The sequence below is a fragment of the Mycobacterium sp. NGS49 genome (genome assembly GCF_059812565.1).
Window position 1 is genome coordinate 88471 of sequence record NZ_JCALCX010000007.1, and the last position, 18991, is coordinate 107461.

The window sequence follows — 18991 nt, forward strand, 5'->3', positions numbered from 1 at the left end:
CGGCGATGGCGCAGCAAGTTCAGGTAACCGAAGAGCAGGCTCGGGCCGTTGCCGAGGAATCGCGGGAAAGTGGCTGGGAGAAGCCGTCTTTCGCCAAGGAGTTGTTTCTCGGACGGTTCTCGTTGGACCTCATCCACCCTTTCCCCCGGCCCCGCGTCGCCGAGGAGGAACGCACCGCGGAGTTTTTGGGCAGGCTGCGGGAATTCCTTGACACTGTCAGGGGCAGCGTCATCGAGCGCGAGGCACAGATACCTGACGAATACCTCGCCGGCTTGGCCGAACTGGGCTGTTTCGGAATGAAGATTCCCGCCGAATACGGCGGTCTGAACATGTCGCAGGTCGCCTACAACCGCGCGCTCATGCTGGTCTCGACCGTTCATCCCAGCCTCGGTGCGCTGTTGTCGGCACATCAGTCGATCGGGGTGCCCGAACCGCTGAAGCTCGCCGGCTCCCCCGAACAGAAACGAAAGTTCCTGCCGCGCTGCGCCGCCGGCGCGATCTCGGCGTTCTTGCTGACCGAACCCGATGTGGGTTCGGACCCCGCGCGGCTGGCATGCACGGCGACGCCGGTCGACGACGGCCGGGCCTACGAGCTCGTGGGCGTGAAGTTGTGGACCACCAACGGCGTGATCGCCGAACTGCTGGTGGTGATGGCGCGGGTGCCGAAGAGTGAGGGACACCGTGGCGGCATCAGTGCCTTTGTCGTCGAGGCAGATTCGCCCGGCATCACCGTCGAGCGACGCAACCAGTTCATGGGTCTGCGCGGTATCGAGAACGGTGTCACCAGGATGCATCGGGTCCGGGTTCCGGCCGAGAACCTGATCGGCCGTGAGGGTGACGGTCTGCGAATCGCGCTTACTACGTTGAACGTCGGTCGGTTGGCGCTGCCCGCGATGGCCACCGGGTCGGCCAAATGGTCGTTGAAGATCGCGCGGGAGTGGTCGCGGGAGCGGGTGCAGTGGGGCAAGCCGATCGGCAGGCACGAAGCGGTCGCCGGCAAGATCGCGTTCATGGCCGCAACCACCTACGCGCTTGACGCGGTGCTGGAGTTGTCGGGTCAGCTGGCCGACGAGGGGCGCAATGACATCCGGATCGAAGCGGCGCTGGCCAAGCTGTGGTCCAGCGAGATGGCGTGTGTGATTGCCGACGACCTGATGCAGATCCGCGGCGGGCGGGGCTATGAGACCGCGGAATCGCTGGCCGCTCGCGGCGAGCGTGCCGCACCGGGGGAGCAATCCCTGCGCGACCTGCGAATCAACCGGATTTTCGAGGGCGCCAGTGAAATCATGCGGCTGCTCATCGCCCGCGAGGCGGTCGATGCCCATCTCGATGCCGCGGGCGACTTGGCCAAACCGGACGCTGACTTGCGCCAGAAGGCGGCGGCCGCCGTGGGCGCGAGCGGGTTCTACGCAAAGTGGTTGCCGAAACTGGTGTTCGGCGACGGACAACGCCCCACGTCGTACGGCGAGTTCGGCCGGCTGGCGGCGCACTTGCGGTTCGTCGAGCGCTGCAGCCGCAAGCTGGCCCGCAACACGTTCTACGGAATGGCCCGGTGGCAGGCCAAATTGGAGCAGAGACAAGGCTTCCTCGGCCGGGTCGTGGACATCGGGGCGGAGCTGTTCGCCATGGCGGCGGCCTGCGTGCGCGCCGAGGCGCAGCGGACCACCGATCCGGTAGCCGGCGAGGCGGCCTACGAACTGGCCGAATTGTTCTGCCGACAAGCCACTTTGCGGGTCGAGGCACTGTTCGATGCGTTGTGGGCCAACACCGACAGCGACGATGTCACACTGACCAACGCCGTGCTGGAGGGGCGCTACGCCTGGCTGGAGAACGGCATCATCGACCAGTCGGAGGGCACTGGGCCGTGGATCGCGCAGTGGGAGCCGGGTCCGTCCGCCGAGTCGAATCTGGCTCGGCGATTCAAGAGTGCGCCGGTAGACGCCACCCGGTAGATATCTGCGTCGGGTCGCGTGCGGCAGGATGGCTGAATGGGCTCCTACGTTGCCGGCAAGGGCGAATTCAACCGCGACACCAACTACATCACCACACGCATCACCGCCGACGGGCGCGACGGTTATCCGGTGGAGCCAGACCGGTACCGGCTGGTGGTCGCCCGCGCATGTCCGTGGGCCAACCGCGCGATCATCGTGCGCAGACTCTTGGGGCTGGAATCGGTGCTCTCCATTGGCTTTTGCGGCCCAACTCATGACGAGCGCAGCTGGACGTTCGACCTGGATCCCGGTGGGGTGGACCCGGTACTGAAAATCCCGCGGTTGCAGGATGCCTACTTCGAGCGTGACCCCGAGTACTCCAAGGGCATCACCGTGCCGGCGATCGTCGACATCACGACCGGTGCCGTGGTCACCAACGACTTCGCGCAGATCACCCTCGACTTCTCCACGGAGTGGACCGCCTATCACCGGGAAGGGGCACCTCAGCTGTACCCCGAGGAACTGCGGACCGAGATTGACGAAGTGAGCAAGCGGATCTACACCGAGATCAACAACGGGGTGTACCGGTGCGGGTTCGCCGGCTCACAGGAGTCCTACGAAGCGGCCTACGACCGGCTGTTCGCCGCGCTGGACTGGGTCAGTGACCGGCTGGCGCAGCGGCGATACCTGGTGGGCGACACCATCAGCGAGGCCGACGTCCGGCTGTTCACCACCCTGGCCCGCTTCGACCCGGTGTATCACGGGCACTTCAAGTGCAATCGGTCGAAACTGGCGGAGATGCCGGTGTTGTGGGCCTACGCGCGAGACCTGTTCCAGACACCGGGCTTCGGTGATACCACCGACTTCGTTCAGATCAAGCAGCACTACTACATCGTGCACGCCGACATCAACCCCACCGGCATCGTGCCCAAGGGGCCGGAGCTGTCCGGCTGGCTCACGCCGCATGGACGGGAAACGTTGGGCGGCAGGCCTTTCGGCGACGGCACCCCGCCGGGGCCGCCGCTCGAGGGGGAGCGGGTGTCGGCCGATCACGGGGCATAGCGGCTGTCGCGCCGACCGCTACGTCACGGGGCTGTCAACGGAGCCCACGGCCATGGTCCGATCCACAACGCGGGCGGGGTCAGGTCCCTAGAGTGGTGGTTCATGCCCTTGGTGCCGGGCGCGCCGTTGTGCCGCCCTGCCCGTTGCCGCCGGATAGGCCGTCGGGTGCCTCCGGCCGCCACAGTGCCGTCGCCGTTCGTACCGCCGGCTCCGGCATCGCCGCCCTCGGTGCCCAGGCCGCTGCCCCCGGCACTCCCGGCGTCCCCACGGGCGCCACCGCTACCCCCGAAACTTTCTCCGAAAAGACCCTGACGCCTTCGCCACCCGCTCCGCCTTGACCGCCGTCGCCGCCTGCAGCGCACCCAACGTCGCAACTGCCGAATTCAGGCTGGCGACGAACTGCTGGCGGGACAACGTCATCTCAGCGGCCACCGACCGGTACTGCTGGCCATAGCCGCCGAACAACGCCGCCAGCGCGCCCGACACCTCATCGGCGCCGGCTGCGGCCAACGCCGTGGTCGGCGCGGCGTCGGCCGCCCCAAGCGCCGTGCCGATTCCCGCCAGGTCCGAGGTTGCAACGGCCAACAACTCCGGGCTAACAGACGACATAGTCTGCCTCTGTTCTGCGTTGAACAATCCTTTTTCGGCAAACCTGTCCGGCCGAGTCTCAGGGTGTGACCGAGCCCTTGGTGCCATTTGCGCCGGCCTTGCCGTCGGCACCGCCTACACCGGAGAGGCCCGACAGGCCTGGGTTGCCGGTGACGCTGCCGCCGCCCTGGCCGCCCGCGCCGGCATTGCCGCCGATGCCACCACCGCCACCGGTTCCACCGACGCCGCCCTGCCCCGGGCTGGTGTAGAAGTCGGCGCTGCCACTGTCGCCACCGTTGCCACCGGTGCCACCGGTTGCGCCGGCCCCGCCATTGCCGCCGGCCCCGCCGGTTCCGCCGGTGCCGTTGGTTGCAGTGCCACCCGCACCGCCGCCGCCGCCCGCTCCACCCGCGCCGCCGACGCCGCCACGGCCCCCGGCACCGCCGTTGCCCGACGTACCGTTGACGCCGCCCTCGCCGCCGGTGCCGCCGTGACCACCGACCGCTCCCGTGCCCCCGGCGCCGCCCGCGCCGCCGGCCCCGCCTGCGCCGCCGTTGCCGGATACGGTCCCGCCTGCGCCACCCGCGCCGCCGCTGCCGCCGGCGGCACCGTCGTTGCCGGCCGTGCCGGTGCCGCCGGTGCCGCCGACGCCACCGTTGAACCCGTTGCCGCCGATGCCCCCCGATCCACCGCCGGCGCCGCCGGTGCCACCGTTTCCGCCGGTCGCGACGACGCCGGGGGCATTGCCGCCGTTGCCGCCGGTGCCGCCGCCGATACCGCCGGTGCCGCCGTTGCCGCCGTTGCCGCCGTTGCCACTGATACCGCCGGGGCCGCCGGTGCCACCGTCGCCGCCGCTGCCGCCGCCGCTGCCACCGGTGCCGCCGTTGCCGCCGTCGCCGCCCTTGCCGCTGAAGTGGCCGTCGCCGCCGCCTCCGCCCTTGCCGCCTGCCGCTGCGACGGATCCGTTGGTGGCTCCGCCATCCCCACCCTTGCCACCATTGCCGCCGTCCGACGTCTGCAGGATCTGACCGCTGCCGCCCCCGCCGCCCTCGCCGCCGGGCTGCGCGGTGGTGCCCATGGCCCCGGGTCCGCCGGGGCCGCCCGCGCCGTTCGGTCCGGTGCCGTTGGTGCCGGGTTGGCCGGTCGCTGCAGGGGGGTTGGTCGAGGCGGGCAGTGGCTGCGGGTTTTGCGCGGCCGTGCCGATCAGTCCTCTGCCGCCGGCGCCACCGGCCCCGCCGTTGCCGTTCGCTCCGGCGTTACCGCCCGCGCCGCCGGCACCGCCGGTCCCGTTGTTGAAACCAAGTACCCCGTTTCCGCCGGCCCCGCCGTTGCCACCGTCGCCGTGGCCTCCGCCGTTGCCGCCGTCGCCGCCGTTGCCGCCAGCGCCGCCGTTCGCTCCGCCGGCGCCCCCGTTGCCGCCTTTGCCGGCGGTGCCGCTGTTGGCTGCGTTGCCGCCCTTTCCGCCGTTTCCGCCGCTGCCGTTGTTAATTCCGGCACCGCCTTCACCGCCGTTACCGGCGGTTGCGGGAGCGCCGATCGTGCCGGTGTCTCCTCCGTCACCGCCGGCCAGCCCCGTGCCGGTGTTCAGGATTCCGGAGCCACCTTTGCCGCCGTTGCCGCCGTTACCGGCTTGGCCCTGCCCGGAGGTGGCGTTGCCGCCGTGGCCGCCGGCCCCGCCGACTCCGTTCGTGTTGCCGTTGCTGCCGTTGCCGCCGTTTCCGCCGTTGCCGCCGTCGGCCGCAGCGCCGACGGTGCCGGCATTGCCGCCGGCTCCACCCTTACCGCCGCTCCCGTCGCCGAGGACGTTGCTGCCCGCACCGTTTCCACCGTCGCCCCCGTCGCCTGCGGTGCCGCCGGCGGCGTTTCCGCCGTCGCCGCCACGCCCACCGTTGCCGCCCTGGACGCCGTTTCCGCCGTCGCCACCGTCGCCGGCGACACCACCCTGACTGCCGTTGCCGCCGTGGCCGCCGTCACCGCCGTCGGCCCGTGCCCCGGAGAAGCTGGTGCCGGCTCCGCCCCCGCCGCCGCGGCCGCCGTTGCCGCCGGACCCGACGGTGCCGGCGTCGCCGCCCGCGCCGCCGTTGCCGCCGGGTCCGCCGTTGACGCGATCGGTGGAGCCGTTGCCGCCGTTGCCGCCGTTGCCGGCATTGCCGACGGTGGCGGCTTTGGTACCACCGTTTCCGACGGCGCCCGCATTGCCGCCCTGGCCGCCAGCGCCGCCGGTACCAGCGTTGACACTCGCATTGCCGGTGGACCCGTTGCCGCCGTTGCCGCCGCCGCCGGAGTTGCCGGCCGACGCACCATCGACGCCGGCGTTGCCACCGTTGCCGCCGTTACCGCCGTTACCGCCGTCGGCGCCCGACGCGGTGGCGTTGGCTCCGTTTCCGCCGGCCCCGCCGTTGCCGCCGTTGCCGACGGACCCACCAACGCCACCGTTGCCGCCGTTGCCGCCGTGAGCGCTCGGGGTGGTGGCACTGAAGCCGGCGCCGCCGTTACCGCCGCTACCGCTGGCCACCACGGCGCCACTTAGGCCCGTGGCGCCGATAGTTCCCCCGGTTCCCCCGGTTCCCGCGTTGCCGCCGAGGCCGCCGGCGCCGGCGGCCCCGGCTTCACCGCCGTTGCCGCCGTTCGCGCCGTTGATGAACTGGGCGTTGCCCGCGGCGCCGACTCCGCCGTCTCCGGCCAACCCGCCGTTGCCGCCGGCGCCGCCGGCGCCACCGCTGCCGTTGGTTCCGGCATCGCCGATGCCGCGGGCGCCGCCGGCGTTGCCGCCCGTCCCACCCGCGCCGCCGGCCCCGCCGTCCGTGCCGTTGGTGCCGTTTCCGCCGGTGCCGTTGCCGGTGCTGAAGTTGCCGGCCGCGCCGTTAGTGCCGTTGCTGCCGTGCCCGCCGTGGCCGCCGGCACCGCCGACACCACCGTCGCCGCCATTGCCCCAGAGGGTGCCGCCCATGCCGCCGGCGCCGCCGTTGCCGCCCGCGCCGCCCGCGGCGCCGGCCGCTCCGGGCGCGCCCAGCCCGCCGGCCCCACCTGCACCACCTTTGCCGTACCAACACGCGTTGCCGCCCGCGCCGCCGTTGCCGCCGGGAATCAGCGGATTCAGCGAGGCCGCGCCCGGTGCGCCGGGTCCGCCGTCGCCGAAGTACAGACCGCCGTTACCGCCGGCCCCGCCGTTGCCACCAGAATTGGCCAGGGCCGCCCCACCTGCCCCGCCGTGGCCGAACAATCCGGCGTCACCACCACGCCCGGCAGCGGTCGTGGCCGTGGCGGCGGCGCCGTCGCCGCCGTGACCATAGAGCCAACCGCCGCTGCCGCCGTTGCCACCATTGACCCCGACCGCGCCGGCGGCGCCGTTGCCCACCAAGGCACGCCCGGTCAGGGCGGTGAACGGTGCATTGAGCACCGGGTTGACGAGGGACCCCAGGGGGCTCGTGAGCCAGCCCTGGCCGACGGTGTCGATCGGGTCCAGGAGCAGCGCTTCGGGAGTGCTGATCAGGGCCGCCTGTATGCGGGCCAGGGGAGCGGTCTCGGCGGCGGCGCTCAACCGCAGGGCGTTGCCGGTTTCGGAGTCGGCATATATCAGACCGGTGTTGGTCAGGGTGTCGACGAACTGGGCGTGCCAGCGCGCGATGCGGATCGCGATCGTTTGGTAATCGGCGCCGTGTTGCTCGAACAGGGAGGCGATGGCCAGCGAGACTTCGTCGCTGGCGGCTGTCATTACGTTCGTGGTTGCGGTCGCTGCCACAGTGGCGTTGTCGATCAGTGAACCGATGCCAGCTATGTGTGTTGCGCCGCCGATGAGCAGATCCGGCGATGTGATCAGTAGCGACATCGGGCGCCCCTTTTGCTGTTCACGCGGCAGCTCTGCTGCGGCCGATCCGTCTCGTTCGGCGCCAACTGTATGCCCGTGAGACAGAATCAATCACTTGATTGCAAATATTTGCGGTAACTGGATTCAGCACAGAAAAAGCGGTGTCCGGTACCGCGCCGGCGTGTCGGCTCGGCGTGGCCGTGGAGTTCGACGGCGTCGACGCCACCCGCGTCACCGTGGAGGGCTGTGACGGCTATGCGGTGCGGCTGCGCCGGTGCGGATAGCGGGGCAGGCCGATTGGTGTCGGCACCCCGCCGGGGCCGCCGCTCGGGACTTCAGCGCGCCGGCCGGCCACGGTGCCTGCATCCGGCAGAGATCAAAACACCACGCGCACAGACCATTCCGCGTGCGGCGCTTCGCGCAGCTCGCCGTCGTCGACCACCAGGGTCAGCAGCTGCACGACCACCCCGGTGAGCCGTCCCCGCTGCGGATCGACGGTGGGGATGGTGACGGCCAGCCGGCTGTCCGGCCGGAAGAAAGTGGTCGCGGTGTTGGTCGGGTCCTCGTAGATCTGCAGCAGACGCCACGGGGCCCGGCCAATGGACTCGGGTACCGACAGTTGCACCGGAAAGCGTTCGCTCACCTGTAGTTCGCCCTGCGACTGCGGCGTCTGACAGTCGTTGAGGTTGAGCACATTGCAGTACAGGTAAGGGCCCACCCTGATGGTGTGGCCGCGCGAGTAGGCGCTGATCACCGGCAGGTGCGGACCGCGATCTCGGGAGAGCAGCCATGCCCCGAGGCCGGCGCCCGCGGCCAGTGCCACCACGACGACCGCGACGAGCGCGGCCACTGTCCGCTTCACCGGGGCACCGCTCCGGTGGCCGGTGGGCCGATGCGCCGGCCCTCCTGCTCGACCATGACGGGCCGGTTTCCGCCGAGGCCCGGAATCAGCGAGTCGCCGCGGAAGCTGACGATCGTCTGGGCCAGGCCGAGTACCAGCAGCGCGCTGACCGCGGTGAAACCCACCCACAGTTCGGTGTACACCAGCACCCCGACCGCGCCACCCAGCACCCAGGCCAGTTGCAGGGTGGACTCCGAACGCCCGAATCCCGACGCGCGCGATTCCTCCGGCAGATCGTCCTGCAGCGAGGCGTCCAGCGACGCCTTGGCGATGGCACTGGATCCCGAGGTGATCAGCGTCGCGATGGCCGCGACGACCAGGTTTCCGGCGACGGCGGCGACGATGGCCACGGCCGTGACTGCCAGCGTGCACCGCACCACCAGGACGGCCGGCCGGCCCAGTTTCAGCCGTGCACTGGCGAAGTTGCCGGCGAAGTTACCGATGGCGGCCGCGGCGCCGATCATTCCCAGCATGGCCAGTTGCACCCACCCGTCGGCGTCGTGCGCCTTGGCCACAAACGCGGGGTAGAGAAACAGGAACCCGACCATGACCTTGATCGTGCAGTTGCCCCACAACGAGGTGATGATGTTGCGGCCCAACGGTTGTCGTAGCTTTCCCCCGGTTTTCTTGCTTTCTTCCTGCCAGCTCTGGTGCAGGTGGTCGCTGTGGCGGTGATAGCTCAACGTGGCCGGCACCTCGCCCGCGGTCACCTCGACCCAGCTGGGAATTCGCATGGAAAGCAGCGCGCCGACGATGGTGATGCCCACCACGACGAACAGGGCGCCGGGCATCTTGAACATGTGGGTGCATGCGAACTCCACGCCCGCCGCGATGGCGCCGCCGGCGATGGTGCCGCCGAGCAGGCCGAACACCGTCAGCCGGGAATTGACCCGGACCAGATCGATGGTCGGCGGCATGACCCGGGGCGTCACCGCGCTGCGCAGCACGCTGAACGATTTGGAGAACACCATCATGGCCAGTGCACACGGGTATAACACCCAGGGCGGGAAGCTGCCGCTGGCACCGTCGTAATTCATGATCAGCACCAGCGCCAACGCCGTGCGCAACGCGAACGATAGGGCCAGCGCGACGCGCCGGCCGTGCTGCAATTTGTCCAGCGCCGGGCCGATCAGCGGCGCGATGACCGCGAACGGCGCGATCGTGATCAGCAGGTACAACGCGACCTTGGACTTGCTCTCCCCGCTGGCCGCCGCGAAGAACAGCGTGTTGGCCAGCGCAACCGCCATGGCGGAGTCGACGGCGAAGTTCGCCATCACCGGCCAGGTCAGGGCCGTCAGACCAGACTTGTCGGCGCCGTCGGCGGTGGCGGCCCGCTGCACCATCCAGTACATCCGCGATCCCATTTCGCGGCTGCGCATGGCCGCGGCGCGGGTGACGGTGATCCGTTCACCCGAACCCCGCGGCGATTCCGGCTCGCTGTCGCGCTCCGGCGGGGGCTCCTGGTCCAGCGGCGGCAGGTAGCGGTTGGCGCTGGGCATCGGCGGGGGACGGCGCGACCGGCGATAGTCGGATCCGTCGGCAGGATAGTCGGCGGGGTAGTTGGCCATACCCGGGTGCTGGTTCGCCGATCGGGTCCGGCGGCCCGGGCGGGGGGCCATCCGGCCCGCATCATCACCTCGCCGTCCGGACACCATTCAATTCTGTCCTATGCGCACTCGCTGGGGAGTAAACCGGGGTGTGGCTCGGCCACCGTGTCTTCGGGCAGTATGGGGGCGCACTGAACAACGGCACGAGCAAGGTGACATTAAGGTGACACTGTGACCGGACCCATCGAGGAGTCCTCCGTGGCGACCGTGGCCGAATGGCCCGACGAGCTCGCGGGGGTGCTCACTGGTGCGGCTGAGCAGGCCAGGGCCGCAGTTGCGGAGTTCAGCGGGGCGGAAGCCGTCGGGGATTATCTGGGCGTCAGCTACGAAGACCCGAACGCCGCCACCCATCGTTTCTTGGCGCATGTGCCCGGCTACCAGGGGTGGCAGTGGGCCGTCGTGGTCGCGGGTTACGCCGGTGCCGACCGCGCCACCATCAGTGAGGTGGTGCTGATTCCCGGTCCTACCGCCCTGCTGGCACCGGACTGGGTTCCGTGGCAACAGCGAGTCCGACCGGGCGACCTGAGCCCCGGGGACCTGTTGGCGCCGGCCAAGGATGACCCACGGCTGGTGCCGGGTTACAGCCTCAGCGGCGATCCGCAGATCGACGAGGTCGCCGTCGAACTGGGCCTGGGCCGGCGCTGGGTGATGAGCGCCTGGGGCCGCGCCGATACGGCAGAGCGCTGGCACGACGGTGATTACGGGCCCGACTCGGCGATGTCGCGCGCGACCAAACGCGTGTGCCGCGATTGCGGCTTCTTCCTCTCACTGGCCGGATCGCTCGGCGAAATGTTCGGCGTCTGCGGCAACAAACTCTCCGCCGACGGGCACGTGGTCGACAAGTTCTACGGCTGTGGTGCGCACACCGACACCCCGGCCCCGGCGGGAACCGGCTCACCGATGTACGAACCGTACGACGACGGCGTCCTCGAGGTGGTGGAGAAGCCCGCTGCCGAGGTGGTCGAGCCCGAGGTCGAGGTCGAGGTCGAGCCCGAGATCGAAGCGTCGGAACCCGACGCAGCACCTGCCGGGCCCGTCGAGCCGTCCGAGCCTGCCGACCCGTCGAACGAGGCGCCCTAGCTTTTCTCGGCGGCGGCCTTGATCCGCGCCAGCGAGGCGTTCATGCCTTCGACGAGTTCCCGTTCGAAACTGGCCGTTCCGCCCAGGAATGCATTCACCGTCATATTGGAGATCGCGCTGGTGCCGTTTTCGGCGTGCCGGCTCTCGATCACCCGGGTGCCCTCGCCCTGCGGCTCGAGTTCATAACTCCAGATGGTGCGGTTGGCATCGACCCGGAACGCCAGCTTCTTCTCCGGGATGACTTCGACCACCGTGGACGTTGTCGGCCAGAACAGGCGGTTGCGCCGGTTGAGGTTGAGTGTGCGGGTTCCGTTGCGCAGCGGGCCGAACTGCCGCATCCAGCGGCATTGCGGACTCCATTGCGGCATGCGCCGGATGTCAGAGATCAGTGCCCAGACTTTCGACGGCGGGGCATCGATATCGATTGAAGCCTGCAGCAACGGGGCAGCCATTACATCCTCCTCGGAGTCATTCGTGATCCAGTAGCGCCTCGAGGCCGTCCTGCGCGCCCCGCGCACCACGGCGGGCGGCGGCAAGCTGCCATACGAAGATGCTGGTTCCCAGCACCCCCACCCCGAGACCGGCGATGGCCACCGGACGCCACGTTTCCAGACCGGTTACCAGGAATGTGGTGGCCGCCACGACCAGCCAGGCCAGGGCGCCGACCAGGATGATCGGCCATACCGCAAGCAACGCCGGTGGCAGGGGCGGCGGTTCCGGGTCCGGGGCGGGTTGGTCAGTCATATCGCGTCTCAACATACCGCCGAGGCCGCGGGCGGTGCTCGGACCGGCAAGGCGGCGGCTATCGGCTGCGGTTTGCGTTTCCCGTTCCTGTCTCTGGTGTTCCGTTGTAACCTCGCGCTGTGCCCGACAGCGATGCGCGGTTGGCCGCAGACTTGTCGTTGGCGGTCATGCGGCTGGCTCGCCAACTCCGGTTTCGCAACGCGTCGTCACCGATATCGCTGACCCAACTTTCGGCGCTTACGACACTGGCGAACGAGGGTGCGATGACGCCCGGCGCGCTGGCGATCCGCGAGCGGGTCCGCCCGCCGTCGATGACCCGGGTGATCGCCTCGCTGGCCGACGAAGGACTGGTGGACCGGGCACCGCATCCCGTCGACGGCCGCCAGGTGCTGGTTTCGGTCTCCCAAGCGGGCGCCGAGTTGGTCAGGGCGGCGCGTCAGGCACGTCAGGAGTGGCTGGCCGAGCGGCTCGCGACCCTGGATGACGCCCAACGCGACACCCTGCGCAATGCCTCCGATCTGATCTCGGCCCTGGTCGACGAAAGCCCGTGACGGCGCCCGACGTCGATGTGCAGGACATCACCGATCCCGATGATCCGCGGCTGGACGATTTCCGGGACCTGAACAGCGCGGACCGCCGGCCGGACCTGCCCACCGGAAAAGGTTTGGTGATCGCCGAGGGTGTGCTGGTGGTGCAGCGCATGCTGGCCTCGAGGTTCACCCCGCGCGCGCTGCTGGGGACCGATCGGAGACTGTCCGAACTCCGCGACGACCTGGCCGGCAATCCGGCGCCCTACTACCGCACGTCCGCCGAGGTGATGGCACAGGCCGTCGGGTTTCATCTCAATCGCGGGGTGTTGGCCAGCGCCGGCCGGGTGCCCGAACCCGGCGTGGACCAGGCGATCGACGGCGGAAACACCATAGCGGTGCTTGAAGGGGTCAACGACCACGAGAACCTGGGCTCGATCTTTCGCAACGCGGCGGGCCTCGGTGTGGATGCGGTGATCTTCGGCACCGGCTGCGCCGACCCGCTCTATCGGCGCGCGGTTCGGGTCTCCATGGGCCACGCGCTGCTGGTGCCGTTTGCGCGATCCGCTGACTGGCCCGGCGACCTGGTGCGAATGCGGGAGCGGGGCTTCCGGCTGCTGGCGATGACTCCGCACGGCGACGCACGCGGCCTGCGGGAGGCGATGGGGACGGTGCGAGACGATCGGGTGGCCTTGCTGGTGGGCGCCGAAGGACCCGGATTGACGACGGCCGCACTGCGCATCAGCGACATGCGGGTGCGCATTCCGATGTCGCGTGGCACCGACTCGCTCAATGTGGCCACCGCTGCCGCGGTGGCATTCTACGAGCGGTCCTGCTCGCGGGCTAGGCTCGCGACGTGAGCGATGAGTCCGTGCCCTGGGCAACGGGTTTGGCGGTGGCCGGCTTCGTTGCCGCAGTCACCGGAGCGGCGATCGTGGTGCTCAGCCTCGGGCTGATCCGGGTGCATCCGTTGTTGGCCGTGGGCCTCAATATCGTTGCGGTAGGCGGGCTCGCACCCACCTTGTGGGGTTGGCGACGCACTCCGGTGCTGCGGTGGTTCGTTTTGGGAGCAGCGGCGGGTGTGGCCGGGGCGTGGGTGTCCCTGCTCGCGGTGACGCTGCTCGGCGGTTAGCCGGGGCCGGTCAATCGGCTAACCGCTGCAGGTAGCAGCGGCCCTGAGGGTGCCTACCAGCCACCTCGCTGCGGTCGATTCAGCGCTGTCCGCCCGAGCGCACCCCGAGCAGCACGTCCTCCCAGGCCGGTATGGCCGGCTTCCCGCGCCGGCTGCCGGCCGGCTGCTCGGCGGGGTGGTCCGGCTGCGTGGGTTGCGAGGGCGGCGTCGCGCCATCGACTGCGTCGAAGGCCAGGCGCGCCACGGGTGCGAGCTGGCGGGGCTTGAAGTCCGGGTCGATGAGCTCGCTGGCCGCATCGTCGATCGCGGTGACGGTGCCACCATGCGCCCCGGGTGTGAAGCGGAAGTGCGCGACGTTGTCCGACCGCCCGGCCTGCCACCCCAGCTGTACCGTCCAGCGGCTGTCCTCGTTGCGCCAGGCATCCCAGGTGAGCCTCTCCGGGCTCAGGCCGCGCGACACCAGCGCCGCCGTGACTGTTTCCAGCAGGCTCAGCACCCCGGGTCCGTCGGCTAGCACCGGATGGGCGGCAGTCGCCAGCTCGGCGGCGCGGAACCGCTCCAGAAGGACCGGGTTGGCGAACCGTTGGATGCGTGCCACGTCGGAGCCGGACGCCGAAGCGACCTGCTCGACCGACGCACCGGCGCGGATACGTGCCTGAATCTCCTTGGGGCTCAACATGTTAGTCACGACGATGTCCAGCGCAGGCTGCTCGGGCGGTATCGGCTCGCCGTCCAGGACGGCGCGCAGACGTTCGTCGGCGGGCAGCCGGAACTTCTCGGCCGAGTTGGCGCCCTCGCACAGGACGAATTTGCCGTCGGGATCCAGCCCAACCACTTTGAGTTCCCGCATGGCATCTCCTTGGCGGCTCATTGCAGGTCAGCAACGAAACCGTTACGTGCGAACTCTAGTGCAGCGAACTCCGGTAACCCGGTACTGACACGCTGAGCAGTTGCGGCCTGGCCGGGCAGGACTTGCCGGCCCGCATCGTCGCCAGGTTAAAGCCGCTCGACGACCCAGTCGATGCAGTTGATCAGCGCGCTGATGTCGTCGGGGTCCACGGCCGGGAACATCGCGATCCGCAGCTGGTTGCGCCCGAGTTTGCGGTAGGGCTCGGTGTCGACGATGCCGTTGGCCCGCAGTGTCTTGGCCACCGCTGCGGCATCGACGTCATCGACGAAGTCGATGGTGCCGACAACCTGCGAGCGCAGCGCCGGGTCGGCGACGAATGGGGTGGTGTAAGCACGCTCCTCGGCCCACGAGTACAGCCGTTGCGAGGAATCCGCGGTGCGCTTGACCGCCCAGTCGAGGCCGCCGTTGCCCAGCAGCCAATCCAGCTGTTCGGCCAGCAGCACCAGCGTCGCGATGGCCGGGGTGTTGTAGGTCTGGTTCTTGACGCTGTTCTCGACGGCGATCGGCAGCGACAGGAAGTCGGGCACCCACCGGCCCGAGCCTGCGATCGCCTCGACGCGGGCCAGGGCGGCCGGACTCATGACGGCCAGCCACAAGCCTCCGTCGCTGGCGAAGTTCTTCTGCGGCGCGAAGTAGTAGGCGTCGACGTCGCTGATGTCGACGGGCAGACCGCCGGCGCCCGAGGTGGCGTCGATGAGGACGAGGGCGTCCCCGGCGTCGGCCGGACGCCGCACCGGCACGGCGACGCCCGTCGAGGTCTCGTTGTGCGCCCAGCCGATCACGTCGACCGATGGGTCGGACTGGGGTTCGGGCGCAGAACCGGCGTCGGCCTTGATGACGATCGGGTCGCCGATGAACGGGTTCTTTGCGACGCATGAGGCGAACTTCGAGCTGAACTCGCCATAGGTCAGGTGCAGCGAGCGCTTGTCGATCAATCCGAAGGCCGCGGCATCCCAGAAAGCCGTCGCGCCGCCGTTGCCCAAGATGACCTCGTAGCCGTCGGGCAGCGAAAACAGGTCAGCGAGCCCCGAGCGCACCCTGCCCACCAGATTCTTGACCGGCGCCTGTCGGTGCGACGTGCCGAACAACGCCGCAGCCGTAGTGCTCAGCGCCTGCAATTGCTCCGGCCGTACCTTCGACGGGCCACAGCCGAAGCGGCCGTCGCGGGGTTTGAGGTCGGCGGGAATCTCGAGGGAAGTCGTCAGCTGGTCAGCCATGGTGAACAGGGTAGTGAGGGGCGGCGGGGCGCAGATCAAGCGGTCGGGATAAGGCTCGGAATCAGGTGTGTGGCGGCGGCCGACTGTGATGCGGGTCATACATCGGGCTCATTGGGGCGTGGACCACACGGGAGTGACCGCCCTGGATAATTCCCAGTACCGGCGGTACCGTGTTCTTTATTCGTCCGGATCTCAACCTCGCTGGGGAGGCTCTTGATGGTTGCTACGACTGCCAGGACGCGCATGGTTCGACGTTGGCGCCGCAACATGGAAGTGCGGGACGACGCGGCGTACGTGGAGATGCTCGCCACACTGTCCGAGGGGTCGGTGCGGCGGAACTTCAACCCGTACACCGATATCGATTGGGAGTCACCGGACTTCGCCGTCACTGACAACGATCCCCGGTGGATCCTCCCGGCGACCGATCCGTTGGGCCGGCACCCGTGGTACCAGGCGCAGTCCGACGAGAAGAAGATCAAGATCGGAATGTGGCGGCAGGCCAACGTGGCCAAGGTCGGCCTGCACTTCGAGTCCATCCTGATTCGCGGGCTGATGAACTACACCTTCTGGGTGCCCAACGGGTCACCGGAATATCGCTACTGCCTGCATGAATCGGTCGAAGAGTGCAACCACACCATGATGTTCCAGGAGATGGTGAACCGGGTGGGCGCCGACGTGCCGGGGATGCCGAGGCGACTGCGCTGGATCTCGCCCTTGGTTCCGTTGGTGGCCGGGCCCTTGCCGGTGGCGTTCTTCATCGGTGTGCTGGCCGGTGAGGAACCGATCGACCACACCCAGAAACAGGTCCTCCGGGAAGGCAAAGCGCTGCACCCGATCATGGAGCGGGTGATGGCCATCCACGTGGCCGAGGAAGCGCGCCACATCTCGTTCGCGCACGAGTTCCTGCGGCGTAGATTGCCGAATTTGACTCGGCGTCAACGCTTCTGGGTTTCGCTTTACTTTCCGCTGACCATGCGAACATTGTGCAACGCGATCCTTATTCCGCCGAAGGCGTTCTGGGAGGAATTCGACATCCCGCGATCGGTGAAGAAGGAACTGTTCTTCCGATCGCCGGAGTCGCGAAAGTGGTTGCGCGACATGTTCGCCGACGTCCGGATGCTGGCTTATGACACCGGCCTGATGGAAAGCCGCTCAGCCCGGCTGATGTGGCGGATCTGCAAGATCAACGGTAAGCCGTCGCGCTATCGCAGTGAGCCGCAGCGCCGGCACCTGGCCACTGCGCCGGCTGCCTGACCAGTCTGCGAGTTTTTCTATGCCGCACGTGATCACACAATCGTGCTGCAATGACGGGTCCTGCGTATTCGCGTGCCCGGTCAATTGCATCCATCCCTCACCGGACGAACCGGGTTACGCGACATCGGAGATGCTCTATATCGACCCGGTGGCCTGTGTGGACTGCGGCGCCTGCGTGAGTGCCTGCCCGGTGGGAGCGATCGTCCCGGACAGCAAACTTGACGCCAGGCAGCTGCCGTTCGTGGAGATCAACGCGTCGTTCTACCCGGCTCGCCCGGCAGACACGAAGTTGCCGCCGACCTCGAAACTCGCTTCGGTGATACCGGCGGCGCAGGTGCGGGCACGGCACCGGCCACTGACGGTCGCCGTCGTGGGTTCCGGACCGGCGGCGATGTACGCCGCCGATGAACTCCTGGTGCAGCCCGGCGTGCGGGTCAACGTGTTCGAAAAGCTGCCCACCCCCTACGGTTTGGTGCGGGCCGGGGTAGCGCCCGATCACCAGCACACCAAGCGGGTCACCCGGATGTTCGACCGGGTCACCAGCCATCGCCGCTTCCGGTTCTTCCTCAATGTCGAGGTGGGCCGGCACGTCAGCCACGCCGAAATACTGGACCACCACCACGCCGTGCTGTACGCGGTCGGTGCACCCGATGACCGCCGGCTCGATGTCGACGGGATGGGACTGCCCGGTACCGGCACGGCCACCGAACTGGTGGCCTGGATCAACGGCCATCCCGACTATGCCCGCCTGCCAGTGGATCTCAGCCATGAGCGGGTGGTGATCATCGGCAATGGGAACGTCGCGCTGGACGTGGCGCGGGTGCTCACCGCCGACCCCGACGAGTTGGCCTGCACCGACATCGCCGACCATGCGTTGACGGCCTTGCGCAAGTCAGCCGTGCGCGAGGTGGTGATCGCGGCCCGCCGGGGGCCCGCTCATTCGGCGTTCACACTGCCGGAGTTGATCGGGCTCACGGGCGCCTGCGACGTCGTGCTGGACAGCGCCGACCGCGACTGGGTGCGTGAGGATTTGGCCACCGTGTCCGATCCGTTGACCAAACGCAAACTGGAGGTGCTGAGCAGGTTGGGCGACAGCGCGGCCCCGGTAGCACGGCCGCGCATCCGGCTGGCCTACGGGCTGACGCCGCAACGCATTCTCGGTGAGCACGGGGCTTGCGGAGCCGAGTTCGCCGTCACCGGTACGGGCGAACCCCGTCGGATTGAGGCCGGTTTGGTACTGACGTCAATTGGCTACCGCGGCAAACCCATTCGCGATCTGCCATTCGACGAGGCGGCGGCCGTCGTGCCCAATGACGGCGGGCGCGTCGTCGAACCCGACACCGGCCGACCCGTGCCCGGCGCCTACGTCGCGGGCTGGATCAAGCGCGGGCCCACTGGCTTCATCGGCACCAACAAGGCCTGCTCGCTGCAGACAGTGCAGGCCCTGGTGGCCGACTTCAACGCCGGCCACCTGACCGACCCGGTGGCCAAGCCGGCGGCGCTGGCCGGCCTGGTGGCCGCACGCCGGCCCGATGTCATCGACTCGTCGGGATGGCGCGCAATCGACGCGGCGGAGGTGGCACGCGGCAGCGCCGATGGCCGTCCGCGCAATAAGTTCACCGACGTCGGTGACATGCTGGCGGCCGCCACCACCGCGCCGCAGGAGCCATCACCGGGACGACGCCTGCTGGCACGGCTTCGCCACTGACTACCCGGTGGCCGGCGCGGACACCGACTCCTTGATCTCTTCCATGCTGACTTCGCGAACCGGCTGGCCCAGTGACCAGTTGTGCCCGAACGGGTCGGCAACCACGCCGTAGCGGTCCCCCCAGAACTGGTCCTCCAAGGGCATCACGACGGTGGCACCGGCGTCGAGCGCCCGCTGGAACTTCGCGTCGACATCGGTAACCGTCAGGTGGATGGTGACCGGGGTTCCGCCCAGCGCCTTGGGCGTCATCGACTGGTCGTTACACATTTCCGGGAAGTCGTCGTTGAGCATCACCATCGAGCCGTTGATCTGTACCGCGGCGTGGATCAGGCGGCCGTCCGGACCGGGAATTCGGGCCAGTTCGACGGCGTCGAACGCCTTGACGTAGAAGTCGATGGCAGCGGCAGCGTCGTCGACGACAAGGTGGGGGATCACTGCTGGTTCGACGTTGATGGCCATGGGTTACTCCTCTGATCGGTGATATCGCCCGCCCCGGGCTCATGTGTACTGACCGGACTGGAC

Annotated in this window: 18 protein-coding genes; 9 read left to right on the forward strand and 9 right to left on the reverse strand. The window is 69.0% G+C overall.

Annotated features, from left to right (window positions below; translation table 11 throughout):
- The first annotated feature begins 5 nt into the window (after positions 1-5).
- Entirely contained in the window at positions 6-1952 is a 1947-nt protein-coding gene (locus AC5Y7D_RS09160; protein ID WP_499923361.1) for an acyl-CoA dehydrogenase family protein, read from the forward strand.
- Positions 1953-1988: 36 nt separating this feature from the next.
- Positions 1989-2993, forward strand: a complete 1005-nt coding sequence (locus AC5Y7D_RS09165) for a glutathione S-transferase family protein (protein WP_499923362.1) — start codon at positions 1989-1991, stop codon at positions 2991-2993.
- Between the two features lie 279 nt (positions 2994-3272).
- On the opposite strand, the gene AC5Y7D_RS09170 is transcribed toward AC5Y7D_RS09165, so the two are convergent.
- Together AC5Y7D_RS09170 and AC5Y7D_RS09175 are read right to left on the reverse strand one after the other, a co-directional pair.
- The gene (locus tag AC5Y7D_RS09170; protein ID WP_499923363.1) at positions 3273-3602 is read right to left on the reverse strand and encodes a PE family protein; all 330 of its coding nucleotides are present in this window, start codon (positions 3600-3602) and stop codon (positions 3273-3275) included.
- 58 nt (positions 3603-3660) lie between these two features.
- A complete protein-coding gene (locus AC5Y7D_RS09175; protein ID WP_499923364.1) occupies positions 3661-7410 on the reverse strand; it encodes a PE family protein in 3750 nt (1249 codons plus the stop codon).
- Between the two features lie 140 nt (positions 7411-7550).
- Here AC5Y7D_RS09175 and AC5Y7D_RS09180 point away from each other — a divergent pair, with 140 nt between their 5' ends.
- Entirely contained in the window at positions 7551-7673 is a 123-nt protein-coding gene (locus AC5Y7D_RS09180; protein ID WP_499923365.1) for a hypothetical protein, read from the forward strand.
- Positions 7674-7765: 92 nt separating this feature from the next.
- Here AC5Y7D_RS09180 and AC5Y7D_RS09185 read toward each other — a convergent pair whose 3' ends face one another.
- Complete coding sequence (locus AC5Y7D_RS09185; protein WP_499923366.1) at positions 7766-8251, reverse strand: DUF2771 domain-containing protein; 486 nt, start codon at positions 8249-8251, stop codon at positions 7766-7768.
- Positions 8248-9909, reverse strand: a complete 1662-nt coding sequence (locus tag AC5Y7D_RS09190) for an MFS transporter (RefSeq protein ID WP_499923571.1) — start codon at positions 9907-9909, stop codon at positions 8248-8250. The genes AC5Y7D_RS09185 and AC5Y7D_RS09190 overlap by 4 nt, the downstream gene beginning before the upstream one ends.
- A gap of 159 nt (positions 9910-10068) precedes the next feature.
- Between AC5Y7D_RS09190 and AC5Y7D_RS09195 the strand changes: the two genes are divergently transcribed.
- Entirely contained in the window at positions 10069-10977 is a 909-nt protein-coding gene (locus tag AC5Y7D_RS09195; RefSeq protein WP_499923367.1) for a DUF3027 domain-containing protein, read from the forward strand.
- Here the strand turns inward: AC5Y7D_RS09195 and AC5Y7D_RS09200 are convergent.
- Both AC5Y7D_RS09200 and AC5Y7D_RS09205 read right to left on the reverse strand, forming a co-directional pair.
- A complete protein-coding gene (locus tag AC5Y7D_RS09200; protein ID WP_499923368.1) occupies positions 10974-11429 on the reverse strand; it encodes an SRPBCC family protein in 456 nt (151 codons plus the stop codon). The genes AC5Y7D_RS09195 and AC5Y7D_RS09200 overlap by 4 nt on opposite strands.
- A gap of 16 nt (positions 11430-11445) precedes the next feature.
- Positions 11446-11721, reverse strand: coding sequence for a DUF2530 domain-containing protein (locus AC5Y7D_RS09205; protein ID WP_499923370.1), 276 nt, complete (start codon positions 11719-11721; stop codon positions 11446-11448).
- A 119-nt stretch (positions 11722-11840) separates the two neighbouring features.
- Here AC5Y7D_RS09205 and AC5Y7D_RS09210 point away from each other — a divergent pair, with 119 nt between their 5' ends.
- From AC5Y7D_RS09210 to AC5Y7D_RS09220, 3 genes are read left to right on the forward strand one after another with little or no spacing between them, the layout of a single operon-like run.
- Positions 11841-12272 carry an Rv0880 family HTH-type transcriptional regulator gene (locus AC5Y7D_RS09210; RefSeq protein ID WP_499923371.1) on the forward strand — a complete coding sequence of 144 codons (432 nt, stop codon included), beginning with the start codon at positions 11841-11843 and terminating at the stop codon, positions 12270-12272.
- Positions 12269-13108 carry a TrmH family RNA methyltransferase gene (locus AC5Y7D_RS09215; RefSeq protein WP_499923372.1) on the forward strand — a complete coding sequence of 280 codons (840 nt, stop codon included), beginning with the start codon at positions 12269-12271 and terminating at the stop codon, positions 13106-13108. Before AC5Y7D_RS09210 ends, AC5Y7D_RS09215 begins: the two co-directional genes overlap by 4 nt.
- On the forward strand, positions 13105-13380 hold the full coding sequence (locus AC5Y7D_RS09220; protein WP_499923374.1) for a DUF2537 domain-containing protein: 276 nt from the start codon (positions 13105-13107) through the stop codon (positions 13378-13380). The genes AC5Y7D_RS09215 and AC5Y7D_RS09220 overlap by 4 nt, the downstream gene beginning before the upstream one ends.
- Positions 13381-13459: 79 nt before the next feature.
- Here AC5Y7D_RS09220 and sepH read toward each other — a convergent pair whose 3' ends face one another.
- Both sepH and serC read right to left on the reverse strand, forming a co-directional pair.
- A complete protein-coding gene (sepH, locus tag AC5Y7D_RS09225) occupies positions 13460-14230 on the reverse strand; it encodes a septation protein SepH (RefSeq protein WP_499923375.1) in 771 nt (256 codons plus the stop codon).
- 146 nt (positions 14231-14376) lie between these two features.
- Positions 14377-15507 (reverse strand): phosphoserine transaminase, encoded by a 1131-nt coding sequence (serC, locus tag AC5Y7D_RS09230; RefSeq protein ID WP_499923377.1) that lies wholly within the window; start codon positions 15505-15507, stop codon positions 14377-14379.
- Between the two features lie 216 nt (positions 15508-15723).
- Here serC and AC5Y7D_RS09235 point away from each other — a divergent pair, with 216 nt between their 5' ends.
- Together AC5Y7D_RS09235 and AC5Y7D_RS09240 are read left to right on the forward strand one after the other, a co-directional pair.
- Positions 15724-16761, forward strand: coding sequence for an AurF N-oxygenase family protein (locus tag AC5Y7D_RS09235; protein ID WP_499923378.1), 1038 nt, complete (start codon positions 15724-15726; stop codon positions 16759-16761).
- Between the two features lie 19 nt (positions 16762-16780).
- Positions 16781-18469 (forward strand): FAD-dependent oxidoreductase, encoded by a 1689-nt coding sequence (locus tag AC5Y7D_RS09240; RefSeq protein ID WP_499923380.1) that lies wholly within the window; start codon positions 16781-16783, stop codon positions 18467-18469.
- On the opposite strand, the gene AC5Y7D_RS09245 is transcribed toward AC5Y7D_RS09240, so the two are convergent.
- On the reverse strand, positions 18470-18928 hold the full coding sequence (locus AC5Y7D_RS09245; protein WP_499923382.1) for a VOC family protein: 459 nt from the start codon (positions 18926-18928) through the stop codon (positions 18470-18472). It abuts the gene before it with no gap.
- Positions 18929-18991 lie beyond the last annotated feature (63 nt).